General features: G+C 61.6%; 26 protein-coding genes. 18 read left to right on the top strand and 8 right to left on the bottom strand.

Going from position 1 to position 23,898, the window contains the following annotated elements:
• The first annotated feature begins 34 nt into the window (after positions 1–34).
• From AB4Y34_RS28955 to nadC, 4 genes are all read left to right on the top strand, one after another.
• Positions 35–1,027 carry an ABC transporter substrate-binding protein gene (locus tag AB4Y34_RS28955; RefSeq protein ID WP_368717937.1) on the top strand — a complete coding sequence of 331 codons (993 nt, stop codon included), beginning with the start codon at positions 35–37 and terminating at the stop codon, positions 1,025–1,027.
• Between the two features lie 109 nt (positions 1,028–1,136).
• Positions 1,137–2,207: a porin gene (locus AB4Y34_RS28960; RefSeq protein WP_368717938.1), complete on the top strand. Its 1,071-nt coding sequence runs from the start codon at positions 1,137–1,139 to the stop codon at positions 2,205–2,207.
• Positions 2,208–2,296: 89 nt separating this feature from the next.
• A complete protein-coding gene (locus tag AB4Y34_RS28965) occupies positions 2,297–2,899 on the top strand; it encodes a MarR family winged helix-turn-helix transcriptional regulator (RefSeq protein ID WP_176378177.1) in 603 nt (200 codons plus the stop codon).
• A gap of 145 nt (positions 2,900–3,044) precedes the next feature.
• On the top strand, positions 3,045–3,890 hold the full coding sequence (nadC, locus tag AB4Y34_RS28970; protein ID WP_368717939.1) for a carboxylating nicotinate-nucleotide diphosphorylase: 846 nt from the start codon (positions 3,045–3,047) through the stop codon (positions 3,888–3,890).
• A 114-nt stretch (positions 3,891–4,004) separates the two neighbouring features.
• Here nadC and AB4Y34_RS28975 read toward each other — a convergent pair whose 3' ends face one another.
• A complete protein-coding gene (locus AB4Y34_RS28975; protein WP_176378175.1) occupies positions 4,005–5,183 on the bottom strand; it encodes a Gfo/Idh/MocA family protein in 1,179 nt (392 codons plus the stop codon).
• 16 nt (positions 5,184–5,199) lie between these two features.
• Positions 5,200–6,531 (bottom strand): Rieske 2Fe-2S domain-containing protein, encoded by a 1,332-nt coding sequence (locus AB4Y34_RS28980; RefSeq protein WP_368717940.1) that lies wholly within the window; start codon positions 6,529–6,531, stop codon positions 5,200–5,202.
• A gap of 328 nt (positions 6,532–6,859) precedes the next feature.
• Between AB4Y34_RS28980 and AB4Y34_RS28985 the strand changes: the two genes are divergently transcribed.
• Together AB4Y34_RS28985 and AB4Y34_RS28990 are read left to right on the top strand one after the other, a co-directional pair.
• Entirely contained in the window at positions 6,860–7,336 is a 477-nt protein-coding gene (locus tag AB4Y34_RS28985; RefSeq protein WP_013093601.1) for a bacteriohemerythrin, read from the top strand.
• Between the two features lie 344 nt (positions 7,337–7,680).
• Positions 7,681–9,402: an IlvD/Edd family dehydratase gene (locus tag AB4Y34_RS28990; protein ID WP_176378173.1), complete on the top strand. Its 1,722-nt coding sequence runs from the start codon at positions 7,681–7,683 to the stop codon at positions 9,400–9,402.
• Here AB4Y34_RS28990 and AB4Y34_RS28995 read toward each other — a convergent pair.
• Positions 9,395–9,775, bottom strand: coding sequence for a hypothetical protein (locus AB4Y34_RS28995; protein ID WP_176122055.1), 381 nt, complete (start codon positions 9,773–9,775; stop codon positions 9,395–9,397). The genes AB4Y34_RS28990 and AB4Y34_RS28995 overlap by 8 nt on opposite strands.
• Positions 9,776–10,077: 302 nt before the next feature.
• Here AB4Y34_RS28995 and trpS point away from each other — a divergent pair, with 302 nt between their 5' ends.
• Entirely contained in the window at positions 10,078–11,094 is a 1,017-nt protein-coding gene (gene trpS, locus AB4Y34_RS29000; RefSeq protein WP_368717941.1) for a tryptophan--tRNA ligase, read from the top strand.
• Positions 11,095–11,126: 32 nt separating this feature from the next.
• On the opposite strand, the gene AB4Y34_RS29005 is transcribed toward trpS, so the two are convergent.
• The gene (locus tag AB4Y34_RS29005) at positions 11,127–11,471 is read right to left on the bottom strand and encodes a putative quinol monooxygenase (RefSeq protein WP_368717942.1); all 345 of its coding nucleotides are present in this window, start codon (positions 11,469–11,471) and stop codon (positions 11,127–11,129) included.
• A gap of 247 nt (positions 11,472–11,718) precedes the next feature.
• Between AB4Y34_RS29005 and AB4Y34_RS29010 the strand changes: the two genes are divergently transcribed.
• Together AB4Y34_RS29010 and AB4Y34_RS29015 are read left to right on the top strand one after the other, a co-directional pair.
• Positions 11,719–12,357: a TetR/AcrR family transcriptional regulator gene (locus tag AB4Y34_RS29010; protein ID WP_176378169.1), complete on the top strand. Its 639-nt coding sequence runs from the start codon at positions 11,719–11,721 to the stop codon at positions 12,355–12,357.
• 153 nt (positions 12,358–12,510) lie between these two features.
• Positions 12,511–12,942 carry a hypothetical protein gene (locus AB4Y34_RS29015; protein ID WP_368718003.1) on the top strand — a complete coding sequence of 144 codons (432 nt, stop codon included), beginning with the start codon at positions 12,511–12,513 and terminating at the stop codon, positions 12,940–12,942.
• A 67-nt stretch (positions 12,943–13,009) separates the two neighbouring features.
• On the opposite strand, the gene AB4Y34_RS29020 is transcribed toward AB4Y34_RS29015, so the two are convergent.
• Both AB4Y34_RS29020 and AB4Y34_RS29025 read right to left on the bottom strand, forming a co-directional pair.
• A complete protein-coding gene (locus tag AB4Y34_RS29020) occupies positions 13,010–13,321 on the bottom strand; it encodes a high-potential iron-sulfur protein (protein WP_176378168.1) in 312 nt (103 codons plus the stop codon).
• Positions 13,322–13,550: 229 nt separating this feature from the next.
• Positions 13,551–13,901, bottom strand: coding sequence for a BON domain-containing protein (locus tag AB4Y34_RS29025; RefSeq protein ID WP_176378167.1), 351 nt, complete (start codon positions 13,899–13,901; stop codon positions 13,551–13,553).
• 162 nt (positions 13,902–14,063) lie between these two features.
• Between AB4Y34_RS29025 and AB4Y34_RS29030 the strand changes: the two genes are divergently transcribed.
• The 5 genes from AB4Y34_RS29030 (at position 14,064) to AB4Y34_RS29050 (ending at position 18,307) form a co-directional block, all read left to right on the top strand.
• Positions 14,064–14,804, top strand: coding sequence for a hypothetical protein (locus AB4Y34_RS29030; RefSeq protein ID WP_368717943.1), 741 nt, complete (start codon positions 14,064–14,066; stop codon positions 14,802–14,804).
• Positions 14,805–14,923: 119 nt separating this feature from the next.
• Positions 14,924–15,844, top strand: a complete 921-nt coding sequence (locus AB4Y34_RS29035) for a GNAT family N-acetyltransferase (RefSeq protein ID WP_368717944.1) — start codon at positions 14,924–14,926, stop codon at positions 15,842–15,844.
• Between the two features lie 2 nt (positions 15,845–15,846).
• The gene (locus tag AB4Y34_RS29040) at positions 15,847–16,758 is read left to right on the top strand and encodes a DMT family transporter (RefSeq protein ID WP_368717945.1); all 912 of its coding nucleotides are present in this window, start codon (positions 15,847–15,849) and stop codon (positions 16,756–16,758) included.
• Between the two features lie 91 nt (positions 16,759–16,849).
• Positions 16,850–17,119: a MoaD/ThiS family protein gene (locus AB4Y34_RS29045; protein WP_013093592.1), complete on the top strand. Its 270-nt coding sequence runs from the start codon at positions 16,850–16,852 to the stop codon at positions 17,117–17,119.
• A 33-nt stretch (positions 17,120–17,152) separates the two neighbouring features.
• Positions 17,153–18,307 (top strand): WD40/YVTN/BNR-like repeat-containing protein, encoded by a 1,155-nt coding sequence (locus AB4Y34_RS29050; RefSeq protein ID WP_368717946.1) that lies wholly within the window; start codon positions 17,153–17,155, stop codon positions 18,305–18,307.
• Positions 18,308–18,363: 56 nt separating this feature from the next.
• Here the strand turns inward: AB4Y34_RS29050 and AB4Y34_RS29055 are convergent, their stop codons facing one another.
• A complete protein-coding gene (locus tag AB4Y34_RS29055; protein WP_368717947.1) occupies positions 18,364–19,470 on the bottom strand; it encodes a transglutaminase domain-containing protein in 1,107 nt (368 codons plus the stop codon).
• A 360-nt stretch (positions 19,471–19,830) separates the two neighbouring features.
• On the opposite strand from AB4Y34_RS29055, the gene AB4Y34_RS29060 reads away from it, so the two are divergent.
• The 3 genes from AB4Y34_RS29060 to AB4Y34_RS29070 all read left to right on the top strand — a co-directional run bounded on the left by AB4Y34_RS29060 (position 19,831) and on the right by AB4Y34_RS29070 (position 22,086).
• Positions 19,831–20,628, top strand: coding sequence for a hypothetical protein (locus AB4Y34_RS29060; protein ID WP_176378161.1), 798 nt, complete (start codon positions 19,831–19,833; stop codon positions 20,626–20,628).
• Between the two features lie 657 nt (positions 20,629–21,285).
• Positions 21,286–21,780, top strand: coding sequence for a hypothetical protein (locus AB4Y34_RS29065; protein ID WP_246392265.1), 495 nt, complete (start codon positions 21,286–21,288; stop codon positions 21,778–21,780).
• A 141-nt stretch (positions 21,781–21,921) separates the two neighbouring features.
• Positions 21,922–22,086, top strand: a complete 165-nt coding sequence (locus tag AB4Y34_RS29070) for a hypothetical protein (RefSeq protein WP_368717948.1) — start codon at positions 21,922–21,924, stop codon at positions 22,084–22,086.
• A gap of 198 nt (positions 22,087–22,284) precedes the next feature.
• Here AB4Y34_RS29070 and AB4Y34_RS29075 read toward each other — a convergent pair whose 3' ends face one another.
• On the bottom strand, positions 22,285–22,551 hold the full coding sequence (locus tag AB4Y34_RS29075; RefSeq protein WP_368717949.1) for a hypothetical protein: 267 nt from the start codon (positions 22,549–22,551) through the stop codon (positions 22,285–22,287).
• 193 nt (positions 22,552–22,744) lie between these two features.
• On the opposite strand from AB4Y34_RS29075, the gene AB4Y34_RS29080 reads away from it, so the two are divergent.
• Complete coding sequence (locus tag AB4Y34_RS29080) at positions 22,745–23,893, top strand: branched-chain amino acid ABC transporter substrate-binding protein (protein WP_368717950.1); 1,149 nt, start codon at positions 22,745–22,747, stop codon at positions 23,891–23,893.
• Positions 23,894–23,898: the final 5 nt, after the last annotated feature.

The following is a 23,898-nucleotide window of genomic DNA, read 5'->3' on the forward strand; positions in this document are numbered from 1 at the left end:
CGACCAGCATTTTGACAGTCAGACAGGAACAGGAATGAGCAAGCTTCAACTTTCCATCGCGGTGGGCAACTACGACCGGATGCGACCGCTGATCGACGGCGACGTGCAGATCGACGGAGTAGACCCCGTGTTCATGCTGCAGGACCCGGAGGAAATCTTCTTTCGTGCGTTCCGGCACGCCGATTACGACATTTGCGAGCTGTCGCTCAGCAGCTATTCGGTGAAGACGGCCGCGGGCACGTCGCCCTACATCGCGGTGCCGGTTTTTCCGTCGCGGGCGTTCCGGCACAGCTCGATCTACGTGCGTTCCGACCGCGGGATCGACCGGCCCGAGGACCTGAAGGGCAAACGCATCGGCGTGCCGGAATATCAGCTGACCGCCAACGTATGGGTGCGGCTCTTTCTCGAAGAAGAATACGGCGTGAAAGCATCGGATATCCGCTGGGTGCGGGGCGGCTACGAGGATCCGACGCGCGTTGAGAAGATTGCGCTGAAGCTTCCCGAAGGCGTCGTGCTGGAAAACGCGCCAGAAGGACAGACGATCTCGAATCTGCTGGCCAATGGGGAGATTGACGGCGTGATCGGACCGCGCGCGCCGTCGTGCTTCGACCGTGGGCATCCGAGGGTCAAGTACCTTTTCGATGATCCGCAAGAGAGCGCCGCCCAATGGTACGAGCGCAGGAAGCTTTTCCCGATCATGCACACCCTGGGCATTCGCAAGACGCTCGCGGATCAGCACCCGTGGCTGCCCGGTGCGATCGCGAAGGCGTTCGAGCAATCGAAGGAAGTCGCGCTGTCCCGTTTGAGCGACACCTCGGCGACCAAGGTGACGCTGCCGTTCATCGAGGACCAGTTGCGCAATGCGCGGCGTCTGATGGGGCACGACTTCTGGTCGTATGGATTCGCCAACAATGAACACGTGATCGACCGCTTTCTCGCGCAGCACCACGCCGAGGGACTGTCGAGTCGACGCCTCGAGCCTGCCGAACTGTTCCACCCGGCCAGCCTGGAGCGATTCAAGATCTGATCCCTCACGGCGGTTGTTCGCGCCGTCGCGCATCCGGCAGGTGCTGGGTGCGCGATGGATACGCGCAAGGGAACAACGCATCCAGAATAATCAGTCGTCCAGAATAGAGATGAAAATGAAGAGACACACCTTCCCGCTCGCCTGCGGCGGGTTGCTGACGCTCGCCTGCACGGCGGCCCATGCGCAGAGTTCGGTTACGCTGTACGGCATCGTCGATGCGGGCGTCGAGTACGTCAACCGGGTGACCCAAGGCAAACAGACGGGCTCGGTGATCCGCGAGCAGTCGGGCAATCTCGCCGGATCGCGCTGGGGGCTCAAGGGCTCGGAAGATCTCGGCGGCGGCTACAAGGCCGTGTTTACGCTGGAGGGCGGCTTCAACGTGAACACCGGCGCGCTGGGTCAGAGCGGACGGCTGTTCGGCCGCAAGGCATTCGTTGGCGTCTCGACGCCGTACGGCACGCTCACGCTCGGCCGTCACCAGAACCTGCTTTACGAGTTGATGTACAAGTACGACGCGCTGACGTTCAACCCCAGCTACTCCGCGCAAAGCATGGACAGCCAGTTCGTGAACCGCGCGGACAACTCGGTGCGCTATGGCGTGCATCTCGGCGGCGTTACGTTCGCGGCACTGTATAGCACTGGGTTCGACGCGACGATTCCGAACGGGGGGAATGTGCCCGGCGCAACGAAAGTGGGCCGGGAAATGAGCGCGGCGGTGCTGTATGACCGCGGGCCGTTCAGCATCGGCCTGACGTACGACCAGTTGCAGGGCACCTCGATCGCGACGCAGAGCGACGCGCAGCAGCGCGCGCTGCTCGGCCTCTCGTACGACTTCGGGCCGGTCACGACGCTGGCAGGCCTGCGCTGGCTGAACACGCGCAATACGGATGCGCCGCCGAGTTCGCTGCTCTACTGGGGTGGCGTGACCTGGAGGGTGAATGCACCGCTTTCCATTTCCGCCAGCGTCTATCACACGCAGTTTCGCAATCCGCACGGCGGCCCGACGATGGGAGCATTGCTCGTCGACTACTCGCTGTCCAAGCGCACCGACGTGTATGCGGAAGGGGCGTATGTCTCCAATCGTTCGTTTTCCAATGTCGGTATTCGCGGCACGGGCGTGGATATTGCGCCAGGCATGGACCAGGCGGGCGTGACCGTGGGCATTCGCCACACCTTCTAAGCGGTCCGGGCGGTGCGCTCAAGTGCCTCTCGCGCGGGTTAAAGCGCTATGATTATCAGCGGTGTGATCACAATAACAGCGAGGAAGGCATGGCAGCAGCACGTACTTCGGGCAGAGGCAAGGGCAAGGGCGGGGTCGCGAGCGAGGACCCCATTCTGCGGCACTGGCGTGAGGCGGTACCGGACGATCGTCTCGCTCACCTGGTGAAGGATGCGGGCCGCGCGATGATTCGCGGTCTGCAAATGCGCCTGGCGCAGCATCAAGTCTCGTTCGGCCACTGGGCGTATCTGCGCGTGCTATGGGTCACCGACGGGCTGACGCAGAAGGAACTCAGCGACGAGACCGGCACCACCACCCCCACCACGTTCAGTGCGGTGTCGGCAATGGAAAAGCTCGGCTATGTCGAGCGCCGCTACGAACCCGGCAATCGCAAGAACACGCACGTCTATCTGACGCCGCGCGGACGGAGCCTGAAACACAAACTTGTCCCGCTCGCGGAAGAAGTCAACGAAATTAGCGTCCGGGGCCTGAAAGCCACCGAGATCAACGTCGCCCGCAAGGTTCTGCTCACGATCATCGAGAACATGGCACGCGACGAATCGGAGTCGGACGACCCGGCGCTGCGTATCCCGTCGACTCGGGAAGTGGGGAATCTGATCGCTGCGCGCGGGGAAGAAGTCGATCAGGATTGACGCGCGGCTCGGCGTTTCGGGTCATTCCCGAGTGGCAGATTCATTATAGATCTAATAATATTGGCGGGCGTGCCAAGTCCACGACAGGCACGACGGCAGGCCATGGCATGCTGCTGCTCCCTCGCTCAAAACATACGGATCTGGAATGGATGGAATGACCCGCGCGGCGATGACGCGCAACGTCCGCGATGCGCTCGCGGAAGATGTCGGCGAGGCCGACTGGACGTCGCTACTGATCGACCTCGACGCCTCAGCCGAAGGGGTCTTGACGGTGCGTGAACCTGCGCTGTTGTGCGGCAGACCGTGGTTCGATGAAACGCTGCGGCAGGTCGACCCGCGCATCACGATTGAATGGTTGGTCGGCGAGGGCGAACGGATGCACGAAGGGCAGACCGTCTGCCGGATCGCTGGTCCGGCGCGCGGCATGCTCACCGCCGAGCGCACCGCGCTCAACTTCATTCAGTTGCTTTCTGGCGTGGCCACCGAGACAAGCGTGATGACGCGGATCGTCGAAGGCACGTCTGCGCGGATTCTCGACACGCGAAAAACGCTGCCAGGATTGCGCCTCGCGCAAAAATACGCAGTTCGTGTTGGCGGCGGCGAAAACCATCGTCGGGGGCTGTACGACGGAATCCTGATCAAGGAAAACCACATCGCGGCGGGTGGCGGCATTGCGTCGACTCTTCGCGCTACCGAAGCATTGGGTGCAGGTGTGCCCGTGCAGGTCGAGGTGGAGACGCTCGATGAATTAACGGAAGCGTTGGCTGCTGGCGCCGCGGCGATTCTGCTCGACAATTTCTCGATCGAATCGATGCGCGAGGCTGTGCGTGTCACCGCGGGGCGCGCCGAGCTGGAAGTCTCTGGCGGTGTGACCGAGCGGACGCTGCGAACGATTGCCGAAACCGGCGTGGACCGCATTTCGTTGGGCAAGCTGACGAAGAACATCAGGGCGATCGATTTTTCACTGCGCTTCGCGGCGTTCGCCGGATAAGCGGAGGTCGGGGCGCATGTGTGCGCTCCGTAGAAGGAAGTGCCGATAAAAAAATCCCTCGTTTTAACTGTGCATGGCGCAGTTCAAGACGAGGGTTTTTGCGCTTACCTCGAACTATCCAAGCGTCACATCTGCGCCCGTTTCGCTCGACTTCAGTATCGCGATACAGATTTCCAGCGTGCCCTTCGCCCATTCGCCGTCGTGAAGGGGCGAGCGTGCGTCCACGACCGCGCCATACAACTCGTCGATGACTTCGGCGCGCGGCACGGGGGGCGCAGGCAGCGGCAGCGTTTGGCGCTGCTCGTCGCCGTAGACGACGATCGAATCGGGCAGCGGGCGCAGGTCGGCGCGTTCGCACGAGACGATGACCGGGCCGAAATGCTGATGAAAGCGCGGCGGCTCGTGCGCGTCGGCCGTTGGCGGCTTGTATGCGGAACCGCCGTAGGTGCCGGCCGCTTTGAGCCTGGCCTCGTCGCCCGAGGACGCGAGCGTCTCCAGACGGCGGCGGGCGCTGCCGTACGTGTCGGGGCTCGTACGATCGCCCATTTCGCCGATCCAGCCGCTCCACTCTTCGGTGTTGAAGTGGCCATAGCCGTTGTACGAGAGCGAGGCATAAGCACCGTTCTCGAACCAGATCAGCGCCGAATAAGCGCCTTCGGTCGGGCGGGACGGATCCCACCGTCCCACGCTCGCGCGCAGCCGCGTCGCGCGCGAGCCGGCGAGCATCCGCACGATATCGACCTGATGAGCCGCCTGGCTGAAGACGGCGCCGCCACCTTCAGCCGTGGCCAGCTCCTCGGGCCGGCGCGGGCGATACAGATAGTCGGTGTAGTTGACGGCCTGGATCATTTTCACTGCGCCGAAATCGCCACGACCGATCAATTCGCGCGTACGCAGGTACGGCGTGTCGAAACTATGGCAATGGCCGACGATCAGATGCACGTTCGCTGCGCGGCATGCAGCGATCATGCGATGGCAGTCCGCAGCGGCGAGCGCCATCGGCTTTTCGACCAGCACGTGCTTGCCTTTTGCCGCGGCAATTTCAGTGTGCTGCGCGTGGAACTGGTGCGGACTCGCAACGTAGATGATCTCGACGTTGGGGTCAGCCGCCAACTCCGCCACGTCCGCATAGGTGGGCGCCGCGAAGTCGGCGGCGAACTGCCGCCGCGCTTCGTCGCGCGGATCGCACGCAGCGACGAGCTGGACTCTGGGGTCGCGCAGGAAGGTCGGCAGCATCAGCGAGAATGCCCGTCCCAGTCCTGCGACCCCGATGCGCAAACGGCGTTGCTCCATGGCCGTGTGCCTCCCGTTATTGCTTGACCTGATAGTCCGTTGCGAGCGCGGACGGCTGGTCGGCCGGTTCCGGATTCCTCTTGCTGACGTAACGCGCGGCATACGTGCGCCAGTCGATTTCCTTCGGCACGACAGCCTGGTACGAACACACTTCGCGGGGAATCGCTTTTGCACCGGTGCCAATTGCGTCGCCATCTTTCTCGAATTCGGCGAGCGCATCGATCATGCGGCGACGGAATTCGACGATCGCGAGATCGCTCGCGCCGAGGCGTTCGTCCGAGCGGTTCGCGATCGGGCCCATCGTGACCCACATCGCAATGTCCTGGTTCGGGAAGCCCGAAATGCCGGTGAAATTGCCAGCCTTCATCGCCTGGCGGTCCTGCCAGAAGCGGTTGTCGTGATTGCGCAACGGGCGATAGTACTGGTCGAGGTCAACACCGACCTGCTGACGCAGGAACTTGCGCCACGTTTCGGTTTCCGGCGTCGTCTCCGGATCGCCCCAGGCGATGAAGTAGAACGCCGTGTTCGTGTCGTCCATCGGCACGTTGATGTTCGCAACGTTGTAGAGGTTGTTCGGCGGAATCAGCACCGTTCCCGGCGCGACGAACACCGTGGAGCGCACGTAGTCGTGCGTGTTGGCGTTGAAGATCGGGCGGCGCAGCGCGGCGTAACGGAAGCCGTAGTCGGTGCGCTCGACCTGCAGACGCGGGGCCTTGTCGGTGGACGGGCGCAACCAGTTCTTCGCGGTCGCTTCGGCGCCGCCCACGCGCGCCGGCACGAAGTCCGACGAATGCAGGCTGGAGCTGTGCGCGGAGTCGATCGCGCCTTCGAGGATTTGCGCCCAATTGCACGGCAGCAGCGCCTTGGCGATGCTCACGCGGGTGTTGGAAGTCGGCGCCCAGGCCGGCGGCACGAATTCGGGGATCGCGTCTTGCGGGCCCATATATGCCCATACCATGCCTCCCCATTCCTGCACCGGGTAGGCCTTGTGCTTGACCTTGTCGGTCATGCAACTCGCTGCCGGCTCGGACACCATTTCAAGCACGTTGCCCGAGACGTCGAACTTCCAGCCGTGATACAGGCAGCGCAGGCCGGAGTCTTCATTGCGGCCGTAGACGAGCGATGCGCGACGGTGCGGGCAGTACTCGTCCAGCACGCCAACGCTGCCTTCCGAGTCCCGGAATACGACGAGGTCCTCGCCAAATACGCGCGCCTTGACCGGCGCGCCGTCCGGCTCGCTGACTTCTTCGATGAGGCAAACCGGCGTCCAGTGCCGGCGCATCAGTTGGCCCATCGGGGCATCGCCTTCGACGCGGCACAGCAATTCATTTTCTTGGTGGGTCAGCATGTAATGTCTCCCGGCGAAAGCTCGCCTTCATCAACAGGTGTTGCCCAACTATATTAGATATCTAGTGAAAATGGCAAGAGCCTTTCGAGACATCCGGGAAAGTACGTATGGTCGAAAGCGACCCTGGCTCATGAATATTCGATCTCTAATGTAAAGTCGCGGGATTCATCGCCGACGAATCCGATTTGCGAGGCGCTGGTGTTCCACCCGGCTAGTCTCGAAAGACGGAAGGATTCAAGCCACGCTGATGATGGAACGCTGGCAAATTCGCGGCGTTCTATGTTGGACGGCTATGATAGAGCCCTTGATAAAGCCGGATTGAACGGACATGACAGACTCTGTATTGAAAGATGTCGAAGCCCCTGTGCGGGAAAGTGACAACAGTCTTGTGTGGTCAGACGCACGGCTACTCGGCTTTACGCCGATGGATGACGTGCATAAGGAATTCTACGAAGTCGCGCTGAGGCTCGTGACCTGCACCGATGCGAGTGCCCTTGCCGCGATCGAGGAATTCGAAAAACACGCCGTCAGCCATTTCGAGCAGGAAGACGAATGGATGCGCACGACCAACTTTCCCCCGCGCGATTGCCACATCGAAGAACACGAAGCCGTGCTGAAGTCAGTGCGGGACGTTAAAGCAGCGGTCGAAGCAGGGCAGGCTGGTTGCGCGCTGGTGCATGACATCGGCATGCATCTGTACAACTGGTTTCCCGGACACGCCGACTACCTGGATTCGGCGCTTGCCGCATGGATGACCAAACAGACGATGGGTGGAAAGCCCGTTGTGTTAAGACGGACGATTTGAAGGTTGCCGTTTCGACCGTCGAAATACACTGGGCGCCATAAGTTGTAGCCGGCAGACTGCTGGCTCAACGAAACATATCCTCGAGGCGCCTATTTGCGCAACTCACTATGCGTTTCTGCCTTGCGCGCTCGGAGTTTCACCGCGCTGCGGCTTCCGTCAACGCATCGTCGCGTGCGGACGTAGCTGCTGGGATTGCCGCTGCAGATATCAGCCCCGTTCAACTACCCGACTCGCGCAGCATGATGTCGCCCGTTTCAGAGAGGCCGCGAAGGCGGTAGCCTCGGCATACTCGATTACCTGACGCCCAAATACATTCGTCATCGCCTGATCGTAAGGAATGGGACATGAATCAAAAACCGCGTGGCTTGGACAATGGCCTGACGAACTACGGTGATCACGACTTCGCGCGCTATCTGCGCCGGTCGTTTGCCAAATCGATGGGCTACACCGGCGAATCGCTCGACAAGCCGATCGTCGGGATCTGCACCTCGGAGAGTGGTTTCAACAACTGCCATCGTCACTTCCCCGAAATGGTCAGGGCGGTCGAGCGCGGTGTGCTCGCGGCGGGCGCGTTGCCGGTGGTATTTCCGGTGATTTCGCTTGGCGAGGTATTCCTTTCGCCGACTTCGCTGGTCTATCGCAACCTGATGGCGATGGCCGTCGAGGAAATGATCCGCGCCCAGCCGATGGATGCGGTGGTGATGCTCGGCGGATGCGACAAGACCGTGCCGGCGATGTTGATGGGCGCGATCTCCGCAGGGCGGCCCGCTGCCATGGTGGTGGCCGGTCCGATGATGACCGGTCGACATCGCGGCGAGCGGCTTGGCGCTTGCACGGACTGCCGCCGCTTCTGGGCGAATTTCCGCGCGGGGAAAGTCCCGGAGCAGGAGATCAGGCAGGTGGAGGGGCGTCTGGCCGTCACCGCGGGAACGTGTGCGGTCATGGGCACGGCGTCGACGATGGCGCTGATCGCGGAAACGCTGGGCATGATGCTGCCCGGGTCGGCGGCGATCCCGGCCGTGCACGCGGATCGTCTGCGCAATTGCGAGGAAACCGGAGCGCTGGTTGCGCGCATGGCCCTCGATGGCGGACCGAAACCGGCCGAGATCGTGACGCCCGCATCGGTGCGCAACGCGTTGCGCGTATTGTTGGCGGTCTCGGGTTCGACCAACGCCGTGATTCATCTGGCGGCGATCGCCGGTCGTATCGGACTGAAAATCGATTACGACGAGTTCAACCGGCTGTCAGATGAAACGCCGGTACTCGTGGATCTCAAGCCGGTAGGCAACGGCTACATGGAAGATTTCCATGCGGCCGGCGGGCTGGAGGGCGTTCTGCGCGGCTTGATGCCCCAACTCGATCTGACTTGTCGCGACATCGCCGGGCAGAGCCTCGATGAGCGGTTGAACAAGCCGCTTGCCGATCCGATCGATACGGCAGTGATCCGCTCGACGGAGAAACCGGTCAGTGCCGAGGGCGGGCTGATCGTTCTGAACGGCAGCCTGGCGCCTGACGGTGCTGTTCTGAAGCGCGCCGCCGCTACCCCCGAACTGCTCGAACACGAAGGGCGCGCGGTGGTATTTACTTCGCTCGAAGATCTGGCCGCGCGCATCGACGACCCCGATCTGGACGTTCGCGCGGACGACATTCTCGTGTTGCAGAACGCGGGGCCGCGCAGTGCTTCAGGCATGCCCGAGGCCGGCTATCTGCCGATTCCGCAGAAACTTGCGCGGGCGGGGGTGAAGGACATGGTGCGCATTTCCGATGCGCGCATGTCGGGCACCGCATACGGGACCATCGTGCTTCACGTGACGCCGGAGGCGGCGCTCGGCGGCCCGCTCGCGCTGGTGCGCAACGGCGACCGGATCCGGCTGTCGGCGCGGGACAAGCGGATCGATCTGCTGGTTGACGACGCCGAACTGGCGCGTCGTGCCAGTGAATTTCGTCCGGCGGAAGGGATGTATGCGCGCGGTTACCAGCGGCTTTATCACGATCACGTGCTATCCGCCGCGGCAGGGTGCGACTTTGATTTTCTCACCGCCTTTCCTTCCGACGAGCTCAAGTAAGCTCATCCGCTCCAGCGGTGTCGTCGAAAATGCGCTCGTCGAATTCGATCGGGAAGGGGGCGTTCCGGCTCAGCGTTCCGGCGTCGGATGCGTTCCGGTACTCGGCAAGACGGGCCGAAACGATGTTTCGAATGTGATTCCCGACTATCGCGGTTTGCTTGGGCCCCAGTGTTTCGAGGCGACCCAGCAGGTCGCCGGGGAAGCGAAGCGAAATGTAGGGAGTATCGGGCCCGGCTGGGTTGCGCACTAGCAGCACGTTCAACCGACCGTCCGCCGCAGCCTCTTCGCTGTAGATAGCGTCATCGTGGAAGGAGCGCGATACCGCCTGGGCGACGCGCTCCAGAACACTGCGAGTGATCTGATAGATGGGCATATTCGTCTCCTGATCGGACGCCCGACAATCGTATCACTTTCCCTTTTTCGCGCCTGCACGTAGCGCGTCACCTTGGTACGCGTCGCCGACCTCAGGCAAATTTGTTTGAGGCTGCGTTATACTCGATTCCATGGATACGAAACTGACCTCGCTGAAACTGCATCGTTGGTGGCACGCCTGAATCCGGCGGCCCGTTTCCACACACATACGCATATTCGCAAACGTGATGCCGCCAGTCCTGGCGGCATTTTCGTTTCAGCACGCTCGTGGCTGGTGGCATCCAAATCAGGAACCTCCTGTCCATGACACACACCAACCGCCCCACGATCTTGACCGGTGACCGCACCACCGGCCCGCTTCACCTCGGCCACTATATCGGCTCGCTGCGTGCGCGCGTCCAACTTCAGCATGAGGCACAGCAGTTCCTGCTTCTCGCTGACACGCAGGCGTTAACCGACAACGTCGGCCGGCATCAGAAGGTTACCCAGAACGTCATCGAAGTAGCGCTCGACTATCTTGCGGTGGGCATCGACCCAGCGAAGTCGACCATCTTCATCCAGTCCCAAGTGCCAGAACTTGCCGAGCTGTTTCAGTATCTGCTGAACGTCGTGACGGTCGCGCGCCTCGAGCGAAACCCGACCATCAAGGAGGAGATTCGCCTGCGCGGTTTCGAGCGTGACATCCCGGCGGGCTTCCTGACGTATCCGATCAGTCAGGCGGCTGATATCACCGCGTTCAAGGCAACCCACGTACCCGTGGGCGATGACCAGCTACCGATGATCGAGCAGACCAACGAATTGGTGCGGCGCTTTAACAACACCGTCGACCGACCTGTGCTGGTCGAATGCGAGGCGGTGCTGTCACAGGTCACGCGATTACCCGGCATCGATGGCAAAGCCAAGATGAGCAAGTCCCTCGGGAACGCCATCGCACTAGGCGCTACGCCGGACCAAATCACCAGGGCGGTCAACAACATGTACACCGACCAGAACCACTTGCGAGTCAGCGATCCTGGTCAGGTGGAAGGCAATGTCGTGTTCGCGTTTCTCGATGCGTTCGAGCCGGACGTGCAGAAAGTCGACGAACTGAAATCCCACTATCGGCGGGGTGGACTCGGCGATAGCGTGATCAAGCGCGTGCTGAACGAGCGGCTCCAGTCGCTCATTGAACCGATTCGCACACGACGTCGCGAGCTGGAGCAAGACCCGGCCGAGGTGCTTGCGATCCTGCGTCGCGGTACGATGCGCGCACGGAAGGTGGCGGGAGAAACTTTGTCAGAGGTCAAAAGCGCGCTGGGCTTGACGTACTTTCAAAGCTGAACCGAGAGGATCGGCTGTGTCGCGCTCCCCCGCTATTCGTCAGCTTCCATCACGTCAGTGAGGTAGGCGACGTCGTCGGTCTCCGACAGCGGCGTTGCCAGATGTTCACCAAAAAGCTCCAGCGCCTCTTTCGTATAGGGCTGTTGCCAATGCCAGTCCAACGCAGCCTGATCTTTCCAGCGCTCGAACACCACGTATTTGTCGTCGCTGCCTTTTACCTTGAACATCTGAAACTCATTGTTGCCTGTCTCCGTTCTCGTGAGGCGGATGCCTGGCAGCATCTTCTCCAGCACCTTTCCGGCTGAACCCGGCTTGAAGTGGAGGTTGAGCATCACGATCACTTCACCGGAAGCAGTGGTTCGAGTGTGTTGATTCATGGCCACGATTCCTCAGGCAACGGGCGGTTTCATTCTGGCGCGGTCGTGTACTTCAAGATCGATGGTGACTAACGCTGACATGTCACTGCTCCTGTCGGGTTGCGAATGTATTGTCCTGAATGATTGAAATGATACTGGTCGGTATCATTGTGTGTGCTAGTATGATACCGATCAGTATCGTGGTCAACAAGTCAGCCCGAATTCTCCAGTTGGCGACTGAGGCAGACCACTCAAATCTGCAGAAAACATGACTACCTCCGCACTTTCGCCTCGCGAACGCATCATCGAAGCCGCGCAGTCGCTCTTTTATCGTGAGGGCATTCGCGGCATCGGCGTCGAGGCTATTGCTTCAGCCGCAAACACCAACAAGATGGCGATCTATCGTCACTTTGATACCAAAGACGATCTGGTCACTTACTGGCTGGCTTCGGTGGCGCACGAGTACGAACAGATGTGGGCCCATTGGGAAAATCTGTACCCCGGGGATCCCGCATCGCAACTCAAGGCGTTGGTCCAGTCCGTCGTTCAGCGACTTCGCACCGAGGGCAACCGCGGATGTGCGCTCGCGAATAGCCTGGCGGAACTCCCGGACGAGAACCATCCGGCCCGCGTGGTAATTGACCGGCACAAGAATGCCCAACTGCAGCGCATTCAGACACTATGCGGCGAGGCCGGGCTTGGAAATCCCGAACATTGCGCGATGATCCTGCATCTGTGCTTCGAGGGTGCCCAGATTGCGGCGCAATCTTTAGGCGCGGATCGTGTCGCTACGCAGTTGGAGAATTTAGTCGACGCGATGCTGGGCACACGAGGCGCGGCACGTTCCAGGCATGACGTAAAAGGTGGTCGACATGGTAAGGCCCATGTTACGAAACGATCCGTCTGACGAAGGCGAGAACGATGTCGTTCTCCGCTCGCTTCGGTGAGCATCGGGTAGGCGTCGTCGTGCGCCGCGTGCCTATCTATTTTCGACGACGGCAAGAATCAGCAATCACGGTGGCGGATTTCGCAATTGCCGCGTCGAGGCACAACCGGCAGCATGGAGTCACATCATGCATCGCTCTCCCTTGCCGGGGTCGCTTTAGTGCTGCATCGCGACAACGGTTCGCCATTTTTTTCATTGGCGGTTTTTGGCTCCGGGTCGATTAAGGTCCTCGAAGAATCGGTTGCTGCCCAGAAGGCGATGATGAACCGCATGATCTGGCCAGGTATTCGCGACGAAATCGAAATCTCGAAGGTGGACCGTGCGGTCGTCTTGTCCGACGACACATCGAGGGCTCAACAAATCACGGAATTGTTGCGCCGCAGGAGCCTCAAGGGCATTTCCCGACCTATGGAGATCGTGATGCAAACGCTGTCACACTGGATCGTTGTTCTGACCAATGCGTACATGGAATACACGACGTGCAACTGGAACGCCACGCACGTATACCGGCGCACGGTTGGATATGACCAGGTGATATGGTGCTGAACGGGAGGCGGGCTTATTGTTCCTTGCGGTGCGTGACAGTTCTCGTTCAACACTCGCAGTTTGTAAATTACACCTTTTTCACGTAGGCGTTACACCATCCTTTTGCTTCGACCAGTTTGCCCCCATAGGTCGGGCAAGGTCCATTCGTGGAATCGGGTTTGCCTTGATACAGTTGGCAATTGGCGCAAGTCTGCCCTGTCTGATACCGAGGGAATTTCGCCTTGTCGACCTTCGACGCGTCCATCTTGTATCCGAGCGCCTGCGCGGTCGGATCGTTTTCGGCCAGCACGGGCGCGTCCGCGTTTGACTTCGTCGAGAGAACGGTCGTTGAGGCAACGGATGCGGCAAGTATCATGAAATGACGGCGAGAGAGCGGCACGATCGAAACTCCTTTCGAGACACAATCAGACGGCCGCAAAGTGACGGTTAACCGGTCAATCGCGAACCGCCTCGTCATAACGCATGAGCAATCGGCATACCTTTCGATTGTCGAACACCGGTTTCGCAGCTGGCCTGCTGGCCGACATATCACATTGAGACATATTGAAAGCGAGGGCGTGCGCGGGCCCGCGCGACTCTCGTGTCATCCGCCTACCGGCGAACGCCTGTCATTGCGACTTGAGGTGCAGATCGTTGCTCACGGATTGCACCCCCGGCACGCTGTGGGTCACCGCAAGGGCTTCCAGAATCTGAGCCTGTGAATCCACGTATCCCGACAACTGCACGACGCCTCGGTACGTTGCCACGCTGATCGGCAACGAACGTAGCGTGGAGTCCGCGGCAAGCGCCTGCTTTACTCGGCCGGCGAGCGTGGCGTCGTCAGTGGCGACTGCCGTCGGCGCGGTCGCGGACGGTCTCGCCGTGGTCGTCGACTTACAGCCGTTGGTGAACATGAACGCGAGCAACGCGAACATAGCGACGATCAGTAACCGGCCTTTGATGTAGGGCGCCTTTCGCATTGAAGTCGATTTCCTGAAGAAGCTCTAAATGAAACATTCGTGCATTCACTTCATCTAAACGAAGCGGTCCGGCTTTCTCGAGTATACGGCGTCGGGCGGGGCTTGGACGATTCGACCACGCATCCTCAAAGCTGGCGGTTATTCGACGTCGAGGAGCGGAAAATGCCGGCGTTGAAACCACGTCGGTCCTGGCTACAGGCTTTCCCGCCCACCGCCTTCGCGATGGTCATGGCGACAGGCATCGTCTCCATCGCTGCGCATCTGCTTGACTACGACATCGTTGGCTGGCTCCTTCTCGGCATCAATGCGGTGAGGTGGCCTGTCTTGCTCGCCATCACGTTATGCCGTCTGTTGCGCTATCCGCGCGCGGTGCATGCCGATGTTGTCGATCACAGCCGCGGGCCGGGCTTTCTGACGCTGGTCGCGGCGACGGCCATGCTCGGCAGCCAACGATCGGTGTATCGCGTCCTGCCGCGCGTTGTGCCATCGTTCCTCGGTCTCGCGGCCGCGATGTGGCTCGTCATCACCTATACGTTTCTGGCCGCGATGACGATCGGACAAAGCAAGCCCGGTCTGCACACTGGACTCAACGGAACCTGGCCGCTGCTGCTCGTTGCGACCGAGTCGATTGCCGTGCTTGCGACTGCGGTATCGCGAATGGACGCGCTTTTTATCGAAAAGCACGTGATCGTCGGCCAGCCAGTTCGCTATACGGCGGCTGAATGGTCCGTCGTCTTTCCGCTCGGCATGTACTCCGCCGTGACCTGTCTGTACGCGGAGGCCACCCAGCTTCACGCTCTCAGTTCCGTGGCTCGTGTCACCGTCGTTGTCGCCTTTGCGGCGTGGGCGCTGGCCTCGGTCGGCCTGCTACGCGCGGCGCTCAGGTCGGTCACGGGAAAATGACGCGCTTTCCGCGAACCCATTGGCAGTGCTCTGAGCGTCGTTCGCCCGGCTCATCGGTCGTTGACATATTTGCCTTAGGCAAATAATAATTTGCTCAAGGCAAATATGTGGGTGCGATCATGTCAGATGTCACCGTCGACCAGCGCGCGCAAACCGTTCGCAGCTTCAACCGTTTCTATACGCGCCAGATCGGCGTGCTGCACGAGCATCTGCTCGAAAGCGAGTTTTCGCTGACCGAGGTCCGCATCCTGTATGAGCTCGCGCACCGCACGGACCTCACGACTTCGGACCTGTGCCGCGAACTGGGCCTCAATGCCGGCTATCTGAGCCGCGTGATCTCGGGCTTTGAAAAGAAAGGCCTCGTCGTCAAATCGCGCTCGGCGACGGATGCGCGCGTTGCGCATCTGGAACTGACGGACCAAGGCCGCGCGACCTTTGCGCCGCTCGATCAAGCCTCGCAGCGCGAGGTCATCGCGATGCTCGAGCGGCTGCCGCAAACCGCGCAGCAGCAACTGGTCGATGCGATGGAACAGATCCGCGCGCTGCTGAGCGATCCGGAGCCGGGCTTCATTCTGCGCGAGCCGCAACCGGGCGACATGGGCTGGATTGTGCATCGGCAAGCCGTGCTGTACGCGCGGGAGTTCGGCTGGAACGCGGAGTACGAGGCGCTGGTCGCCGAAATCGTCGCGAAGTTCGTCCGCGAATTCGATCCGAAGCGCGAACGCTGCTGGATCGCCGAGAAAGACGGCGAGCCGGTCGGCTCGGTGTTCGTGGTACGGCAGGACGACGCGACCGCGAAGCTGCGGCTGCTTGCCGTCGAAGCAAGCGCGCGAGGCCTCGGCATCGGCCATCGTCTCGTCGACGAGTGCATCCGCTTCGCGCGCTACGCCGGCTACCGGCAACTCGTGCTGTGGACCAACAGCGTGCTCACCGACGCTCGCCGCATCTATGAAAGGGCGGGTTTCACGCTGATAGAGGAGGAGCCGCATCACAGCTTCGGCAAGGACCTGATCGGTCAGAACTGGGCGCTCGATCTGTGAAGGTGGATGGCAAGGCGTCGTCGGCCGCCGCAATCACCGGTGTGCTGGTCGGCGTGGCAATGGTGTCGACGCGCGCGGTGTCGACCGATGCATCGCCGCCAACGCTCGCTTTTCTGCGGTACCTGAGCGGCACGCTCGTCCTCGCCATCCCGGCGCTGTGCGGCCCGCGGCCGCGCTTCACGCTGAAAGACGCCATCGCGATCGCCGTCCTTGGCGTTTTTCAGTTCGCGCTTCTGATCGTGCTGATCAATGACGCGTTGCGAACATTGTCCGCGGCTAGCTGCGCGCTCGTGTTCTCGACCATGCCGCTTTTTACGATGATTTTCGCAATCATGGTTGGCCGCGAGGTCTTTCGCTGGACCAAGCTTGCCGGCCTCGCGCTTGCGGTTTGCGGCATCGCGTTGCTGTTGGCGTCGTCGGCTTCACCTGCTGGCGCGCATCCCAGCACGGCCCCTGCATTCGCTGCATTGTTCGGGGCAACGTTGATCGGCGCGGTGTGCAGCATCATGTACCGGCCGTATGTGCAACGCTATCCGGCGCTGCCCACCAGCGCATTGGCGATGACCGCCGCGGTCGTCTTTCTCGCCGTATGGTGCGTTGTTGCATCGGAGCCGCTCGTCCCCGGCTTGACCGCAACGCAATGGGCGAACGTCGGCGTCATTGGCTTATCGAGCGGCATCGGATATCTTTGTCTGCTGTGGGCGCTCGCGCGTATCGATGCGAGCCGCGTCGTCGCGTTTCAGGCGCTCGGGCCGGTCACGGCCGCGGCCATCGAACTGTTCATCGCGCGGCGTCCGCCTTCGATGCCGTTGCTCATTTCGATAGCGATCGTCGTCATTGGTCTCAAGCTGGCGGTGAGCGAGGCTCCGCCTTGGCCGAGACGATGCGGCATGCGGCGCGCCGCGCGGCGTTGAATAGCGGTCATTGCGCCACTCAACCGCAAGCGCGGAATCGCCTAGACTACAGAACCTACGGACGCTGTCGTCCCCGCGACTCTATCCGGCCATGGCGCATATCTTTTTTGCAGCTTCGATTCAGCGACATATCGCAACGCCCGAGCGCGAGATCGACGCGCGCACACTCGGCGAAGCGCTCGAAGCCGTGTTCGTCGCGCAACCTCGACTGCGCGGCTACATCCTTGACGATCAGGGCTCGCTGCGACCGCATCTCGCGGTGTTCGTCGACGGCCGGCGGGTCCACGACCGGGAACATCTGTCCGACGCGCTCGGCGAGCAAAGCCGGGTTTACGTGGTTCAGGCGCTGTCGGGCGGGTGAAAGGGCCTATCAGTACTCGAGGAGTCACTCGATATGAGCGATCGATTGCTTGTCGCGACCCGCAAGGGCCTGTTCGATGTCAGAGCCGATGGTGAGGGCGGCTGGCACTTCGGCGATCTGCATTTCGCCGGCGAGCCAGTAAGTATGGTGCTGCGCGATCCGCGCGACAACTCGCTGTATGCGGCGCTCAATCTCGGCCACTTCGGCGTGAAGCTGCATCGCCGGCGCGCGGGCGTCGCGGATTGGGAGGAGTGCGCGGTTCCGGTCTACCCGCCGCAGCCTGCCGACGAGACGCCTGCCGCGGACGGCGCGCACGCGAGCGCAGGCGCCGACAGCGATGACGAAGCCCCGCCCAGCCGGCCAGCCACTCCCTGGACGCTTCAGCAGATATGGTCGCTCGAAACAGGCGGCCGCGACGAGCCGGGCGTCTTGTGGGCCGGCACGATTCCAGGCGGGCTTTTCCGATCCGGCGATGGCGGCGACACGTGGGTGCTCAACCGCGCGCTGTGGGATCGCCCGGAGCGCCGTGAATGGTTCGGTGGCGGCTACGACGCGGCGGGAATTCATTCCGTGATGGTCGATCCGCGCGACAGCCGGCACGTGACGATCGGTGTATCGTGCGGCGGCGTCTGGCAAACCGACGACGGCGGCGCGAGCTGGCGCGTGAGTGCCGAGGGCATGGAAGCCGACTACATGCCGCCGGAGCGGCGCGGCGACGCCAACGTGCAAGACCCGCACCGCGTCGTGCAATGCCCGGCAAACCCGGATGCGCTGTGGACTCAGCATCACTGCGCCATCTTCCGCTCGCTCGACGGTGCGGCTCACTGGCAGCGGATCGAAGCGCAGCCATCGAGCTTCGGCTTCGCGGTTGCCGTCCATCCGCGCGACCCGGACACCGCGTGGTTCGTGCCTGCCGTGAAAGACCAGTGCCGCATTCCGGTGGACGGCCAATTCGTTGTCACGCGCACACGCGACGGCGGCCGCACGTTCGAACGCTTCTCGAACGGGTTGCCGCGGACACCGGCGTATGACCTTGTGTATCGGCACGGGCTCGCGGTGGATGACTCTGGCATGCGCCTCGCGATGGGGTCGACCACCGGCTCGCTCTGGACGTCCGACGACGGCGGTGAAAACTGGCAATTGATATCAGCGCATTTGCCGCCTGTTTATTGTGTTCGGTTTGGATGAGGGATCTGCGTCAGAAGACTTTCGAGGCGGCGGCGCGCGTGCCATGCCCACATTAGTCAGCGTGCCGCCACGCGTATCAACCTTGCCGTCGGACCCGGCTCCGGCGGCGCGCCTGCCTGGTCAACGGCGACGCGCCACTTCGGAAACGTGCCGGAGCCGTCGACTGTCCACGACTCGCCCATTTCGTCGACATACATCGCGTTCGCGCTTCGCCTGGCCGCCGACGCGCACCGCAGCGCGCCCGGCGCAGCGCGTTCGAACGACCGGCTGCCCAGTTCGTTGAACACTGTCGCAAGCGGCCGCCGCGCTTGCCCGGACCGGCTGAGCGGTGTGGCAAGCGGTCCGGCGGGCGCGCGCAGCACTGCGTCGGCGGGCTCGCGGCCGGCGAGGATTGCGCCGAGCAGCGCGGACGGACCGCTCGAAGCCGATGTCTCGCTGGACGCATCGGCGGCGCGCTTCGCGTTCGGTGAATCGAGTGCGAGCGGTTCGCTCGCGCCATCGATCTGCACGACGAGGATCACGTGCCAGTCGTCCGGCGTGTTGTTGTGGCGCGGCGCGAGCGATACGAGACGCAGCCGCTCGATGTCGAACCCCGCGTCGCGCAGCAGCAGGTATTTGGCGACGGCGAAGTCCTTGCACACGCCGCTTTCGGCAAAGAACCGTGCCGGCGCGTAGTAGCTGCCGTCGGTTCCGTCGCGGTAGCGGACCTCGTTGACGAGCGCGTCAGCGAGCAGCACCGCTGACGCATCGCCGGCCTTCGCGCGCTCTGCCCGCACCTGCGCAACGAGGCGAGTCCAGCCGGCGGGTTCGCGCATCAGGTGGCCGCGCAGCGCCTCGCGCAGGCGCTGCACGCGGCCGATAGCATCCGACGATGGTTCGAGCTGCCTGTCGGCAAGCGGCAGCAGGAACATCAGGTCGCCGACTTGCGCGAGTTCCGGGCGGATCTTGCGGTTGGCTTCCCACCACGTCCCGGTGCGCAGGCGCTCGATGCCGGCTTTCAGCTCGGGTGGCGTCGTCGAATCGCTGGGACCCGCATCGAGCGTGCCGGACGCATAGCGTTGCGATGCGGCTGGCAGGTTCGCGGCGCCGGCGACGATGGGCAACAGCGCCGCGGCTGCGAGCGAGCACTGGAGAAAGCAGAGGAGCAGTCGAGCGAGCGGCATAGGTAGACTCCAGGAAGCCACACCGGACGCCGATGCGCGACGGTGTTTCGAAGTCCCTCCGATGGCGTCTTACGCCATTCAGCGCAGGGCAACGCGGGCTGAACCCAACACTGCACGCGACGTGCCAATTCGTCATATTTCTCTACTTCGTTGATTTACAAAGAGATTGGATTTGTGGTTCGAGTGCCGCGAACGCTCCGTGGCGCCCATCGCCCAACAGACACGCGATACCTGTTCGCGCAATCCGCACACTTCGAGTGGATGGAAGCCGCAGGGCCGTGTCTCCGTTACCATCGCTGTTGGGGATTCTCGACGAAACAGGCGACCACGCGGAACTAGCCGAAGGCATTGGGAGGCTGAATGGCTGCTGACCACGACACGTTGCATCCACTCCGCCCGCTCCTGAAGAACTGGATCTGGGAGCATGGACGAATCGGTACTCGCTATCTCGACTGTAGCGATGGCCAAATCAAGTTTGATGAAGGCAAGAAATCGCGCTTTGCGGCCGAAAAATACGTCTACGTGCCGCTCGATCAGGACGCTGACGGCGACACATCCGCGGATGGCCCTCCGATCCAGGAAGCGGGACTTGCCCGGTTCTTGCGGGCAGCGCAATTGGGCAAGCCAGATGAGGCCGGCTCGGTAGCGGAGATCCACCGCGCGGTTCAGGACTGCGTGGAACTCGGGGTGTTCAGCGCATATCAGTCGGACGCCCGGGAGGCATTCGCGCGCTATGCGAACGAGCCGATGTTCGAGGATGAAATCCGCGCGGCAGTCGTTGCTGATATCCGGCGCGGTTACGCGGGACTGCGCAAGCAACTGGCGCTGTACGATTTCAGCGTGCTTTACGGCTTGGCCACGCCGCTGCTTGTTAGCGAGACGCCCTTCATCGACTGGCGCGTGCGAGGGAGTCCAGCGGTACCGTTCGTATCGCTTCCTCTTGGACCTTATTGCCTGCTGGTAGGCGCCCCGTCCGGCAGGAGCAGCCGAGTGGGCCCGGTGGTCTGGAAGGCCGCGACCTCGATGGGGCCGCTGAAGGACCACAACCGGAAAATCGAGGAGCACGCACGCTTGTGGCTGGTCGCGACCACGGACGACCAACTAGTCGCGATACAACACCGCTTCGCTGCGGTTAGAGGCCCCAAGCCAGAGACGTGAAGCGCTGACTGAACTGCGCGGCTCCTTCAGGGCAGTTGTGAATCGCGCGCTGCCGTAGCCGGAGGCTCATTGCTCCGATGAAACGAGACGATGTCCATGATGGACTCACCAAGGTGCTGTTCAAACGTACAGTAGCGCGCACTTCACGTATCGGCCTAGACTTATCATATGGATATGGACAAGAACGCGGAGCGAGTTATGGTCACCAGGACTGTCCGACGGACACTTTCCACTCTGACTTCGGCGATTACCCATGCGCCCACTAGCAAGCGTCGGATCGAACATACCGTGAAATCGGCTCAACAAAGAGCGGACGAGGCCTGGAGGCGCACGACTCACGGACCGCAAAACTCCCTGGTACGTAAAGATCCGAAAGGGTGATTTTCGCAAGGCAGACGCAAGGCCGAGCCCGTCGGATCGGACGCATATGCTGCTTCTCCCAGAACCGGATGCGGAGGCACCACTATGTCGAGCAAAAGCGATAGGGGCGTTAGATCCACCCAATTGAATCCCGGCAATCCAGCCTCCGCGAGTTCTCGAGCGCGCAACTTCCGCGATGATGATGACGATGGGGAACCCGTCTCTTACGTCGATCGATATTTTTATACTCCGCCTCGCGCTACCCCGTTTCAGGTGATAGGGCAGTACGGAGTTGGGGTGGTTTCACAGGAAGGCGAAGCAAGGTTTGTCACCTTTCGTCTGGAAGCCACCGCGAGCGCGACACTTCTTTATTCCCACTCAAGCCTGCAGTCCCGCATGGAGGACTATTTCGAGCGTTTCGCGATCCATGTGCATGGGTTGTTCCACATGCACTTCAAGGCTCCGCCGGTGTTGTATGTGCAGTTTGACGGAACATCTGGCCGGCTGCCGTGGCACGTTCCGCTCAATCTGGAACGACCAGAGACAATGCGGACGTTTCTGATGTCGCACAAGCCGTTCATGAACTGCGCACCCGCTCCGGATGCAGTGATCGAACTGTTATGTGACCGCCTCAGCGAACCAGGCGAGGATTGGGGTACTTTTCAAGTGCCGCATCGAGACGCTTCGGATCTGACATTCATCTACGCGACGCGCTGCAACGCTGAGATTCAGAAATATTCGCGCCCGGGCGCGACAGCGATCGAGGCGACAAGAACGAGAACGATTATTTGAATTGACGCGTCGATCGTTGCGTTTCCTGGGAAAGCCAAACCCGGTCAGAACCCGGACGCAAGCTGGTCCGAGTCGCGACTTTTGACCTCGCAGCCGGAGTACACTGGATTTGCGGCGTCGTTACCGCACAAGGAGATCGAGATGAAATTCGCCGAAATGTTCAGGTTCGCAAGGCGCGGCGCCAAGGCCGGTCAAGCAGCCGACGGAGAACATCAGCATGATTACGGCAAGTCGGCGCAAAAGGAAGCGAGAAAGCAGTGGGACGTAGTCGGTCGCAATCGTCATAAGCACGCGAAGTGGCAATAGGACACGACGACTGCGTCAAGGAGCCAAAGAACAAGGGGTGGTAGTCGTACCTCGGTTCGCATCGTTTCGTCGCTTGATCTGCCCGCTGTCACGCGCACACGGACAGCGGTTGCCCGCGCCCATGTGCGCCGGCATCAGGATGCCGGTGCGGTCAGCGACGTGTTGTACGTGGTGCCCGCGATCACCGCCTTGTTCAGCTTAATGCCGCTCACATTGGTCACGAACACCGGACCCGGCGATCAGCGACGGGCTCCAGCGTACCGCATCGCCGGACGGGCTGTAATCGCAGTCGAATGTGATCGATCCGCCCTGGCCGGTCGAACGATTCGGTGCAAGGCCGGTCGTGCCCGACCCGGTAATCTTGTACTGCGAACTCAGCGAGCCGTCGCCGTACCTCCCAGCCAGATTCACGGCGTTGGCCAGCGTCACGCCGTTGATCCACACGTGCCGACAGTGTCGCGACATTCGTGGATCTATGGATTCAGTACATACGTGCTGGACCCCAGCGATCCTTTCACGAATGGTTTTACTGCTGTGATATCTGGATGAATCCTGTCGCAAAGCAAAAGTGGCCGCGTTCCGGCCTCGAGACGACCGTGAAGGTTCGGCGCGGCTGCACCCGCTCGAAGCTGGAGTTCGCACGTCCAGGAGTTAACAGATGCTCGACACCTCCAAAAAATGCTTTGCGGCTGGACTGGCTGCCGTCGCCTTATTGCTCGCAAGCAGTCAGGCGTTCGCACAGGAGGTCGTGAAGATCGGCGTATCGGCCCCGCTGACCGGCGCCGGAGCCGCCAACGGTAAGGACATCGAGAATGGTGTTCGGCTCGCCGTCGAAGAAGCCAACGCCCAGCACACGAAGTTGGGCGGCCAGGAGGTGCGCTTCGAGCTGGACTCCGTCGATGATCAGGGCGACCCACGCATTGGCGTACAAGTCGCTCAGAAGCTCGTCGATGATGGCGTGGTCGCCGTGGTGGGCTACTACAACTCCGGAGTAGCGTTGCCCTCGTCGCCGATATTCGCCAAGGCCGGCATTCCGTTGATAGACCCCGCCGCCACGAACCCGGCCATAACCCGACAAGGGCTGAAGAACGTCTTCCGTATTATCGCCACCGACGCACAGAACTCGGGCAATGCAGGGGAGTACGCGGTAGCGGTCACCAAGGCGCAGCGCATTGCAGTGATGGACGATCGCACGGCATTTGGCCAGGGTGCCGCGGAAGAATTCAAGAAGGCCGTCATCGCGGCCGGCGGCCATATCGTCGCGTCGGAATACACCAACGACAAGGCCGTCGAATTCAACGCACAGCTCACGAATATCAAGGCGTCGAACGCGGACCTGCTGTACTTTGCGAGCCTCGATAACCAGGCGGCCCTTCTTACCAGGCGGATGAAACAACTCGGCATGCGGACGCAGTTCGTAGGGAGCGGTGGCATCGCCGACAGCATCTTCATCGGCGTTGCCGGCAGCGCCGCCGAAGGCGCAATGGCCTGGGAGTACGGACGGCCAGTCGAGTCCCTTCCTCAAGGCAAAGCGTTCGCGGATAAGTTCAAAAAACGATTCGGCGCGGATACGTTGACTTACGCGCCATTCGCCTACGACTGCGCGTGGGTCGCTATCACCGCCATGAAACAGGCGAATTCCTCAAAACCCGAGGTATTTATGCCTGCGTTGCGAACTATTCAGTACAACGGCATCACGGGAAAGATCGAATTCGATTCGTACGGAGATCTGAAATACCCGACGTCGACGCTCTATCAGGTGAAAGGCGGCAAGTGGGTGCCCGTGACGACCATCGGTGCCAAGTGAGTTGC

Source organism: Paraburkholderia sp. BR10954 (assembly GCF_040965775.1).
GTDB classification, from domain to species: Bacteria; Pseudomonadota; Gammaproteobacteria; order Burkholderiales; family Burkholderiaceae; genus Paraburkholderia; species Paraburkholderia youngii.

Excerpts from the sequence above, each read along its gene's own strand:
- AB4Y34_RS28955 (WP_368717937.1), top strand. The coding sequence starts at position 35 with ATGAGCAAGCTTCAACTTTCCATCGCGGTGGGCAACTACGACCGGATG.
- AB4Y34_RS28960 (WP_368717938.1), top strand. The coding sequence starts at position 1,137 with ATGAAAATGAAGAGACACACCTTCCCGCTCGCCTGCGGCGGGTTGCTG.
- AB4Y34_RS28965 (WP_176378177.1), top strand. The coding sequence starts at position 2,297 with ATGGCAGCAGCACGTACTTCGGGCAGAGGCAAGGGCAAGGGCGGGGTC.
- nadC (WP_368717939.1), top strand. The coding sequence starts at position 3,045 with ATGGATGGAATGACCCGCGCGGCGATGACGCGCAACGTCCGCGATGCG.
- AB4Y34_RS28975 (WP_176378175.1), bottom strand. The coding sequence starts at position 5,183 with ATGGAGCAACGCCGTTTGCGCATCGGGGTCGCAGGACTGGGACGGGCA.
- AB4Y34_RS28980 (WP_368717940.1), bottom strand. The coding sequence starts at position 6,531 with ATGCTGACCCACCAAGAAAATGAATTGCTGTGCCGCGTCGAAGGCGAT.
- AB4Y34_RS28985 (WP_013093601.1), top strand. The coding sequence starts at position 6,860 with ATGACAGACTCTGTATTGAAAGATGTCGAAGCCCCTGTGCGGGAAAGT.
- AB4Y34_RS28990 (WP_176378173.1), top strand. The coding sequence starts at position 7,681 with ATGAATCAAAAACCGCGTGGCTTGGACAATGGCCTGACGAACTACGGT.
- AB4Y34_RS28995 (WP_176122055.1), bottom strand. The coding sequence starts at position 9,775 with ATGCCCATCTATCAGATCACTCGCAGTGTTCTGGAGCGCGTCGCCCAG.
- trpS (WP_368717941.1), top strand. The coding sequence starts at position 10,078 with ATGACACACACCAACCGCCCCACGATCTTGACCGGTGACCGCACCACC.
- AB4Y34_RS29005 (WP_368717942.1), bottom strand. The coding sequence starts at position 11,471 with ATGAATCAACACACTCGAACCACTGCTTCCGGTGAAGTGATCGTGATG.
- AB4Y34_RS29010 (WP_176378169.1), top strand. The coding sequence starts at position 11,719 with ATGACTACCTCCGCACTTTCGCCTCGCGAACGCATCATCGAAGCCGCG.
- AB4Y34_RS29015 (WP_368718003.1), top strand. The coding sequence starts at position 12,511 with ATGGAGTCACATCATGCATCGCTCTCCCTTGCCGGGGTCGCTTTAGTG.
- AB4Y34_RS29025 (WP_176378167.1), bottom strand. The coding sequence starts at position 13,901 with ATGCGAAAGGCGCCCTACATCAAAGGCCGGTTACTGATCGTCGCTATG.
- AB4Y34_RS29030 (WP_368717943.1), top strand. The coding sequence starts at position 14,064 with ATGCCGGCGTTGAAACCACGTCGGTCCTGGCTACAGGCTTTCCCGCCC.
- AB4Y34_RS29035 (WP_368717944.1), top strand. The coding sequence starts at position 14,924 with ATGTCAGATGTCACCGTCGACCAGCGCGCGCAAACCGTTCGCAGCTTC.
- AB4Y34_RS29045 (WP_013093592.1), top strand. The coding sequence starts at position 16,850 with ATGGCGCATATCTTTTTTGCAGCTTCGATTCAGCGACATATCGCAACG.
- AB4Y34_RS29050 (WP_368717946.1), top strand. The coding sequence starts at position 17,153 with ATGAGCGATCGATTGCTTGTCGCGACCCGCAAGGGCCTGTTCGATGTC.
- AB4Y34_RS29055 (WP_368717947.1), bottom strand. The coding sequence starts at position 19,470 with ATGCCGCTCGCTCGACTGCTCCTCTGCTTTCTCCAGTGCTCGCTCGCA.
- AB4Y34_RS29060 (WP_176378161.1), top strand. The coding sequence starts at position 19,831 with ATGGCTGCTGACCACGACACGTTGCATCCACTCCGCCCGCTCCTGAAG.
- AB4Y34_RS29070 (WP_368717948.1), top strand. The coding sequence starts at position 21,922 with ATGAAATTCGCCGAAATGTTCAGGTTCGCAAGGCGCGGCGCCAAGGCC.
- AB4Y34_RS29075 (WP_368717949.1), bottom strand. The coding sequence starts at position 22,551 with ATGTCGCGACACTGTCGGCACGTGTGGATCAACGGCGTGACGCTGGCC.
- AB4Y34_RS29080 (WP_368717950.1), top strand. The coding sequence starts at position 22,745 with ATGCTCGACACCTCCAAAAAATGCTTTGCGGCTGGACTGGCTGCCGTC.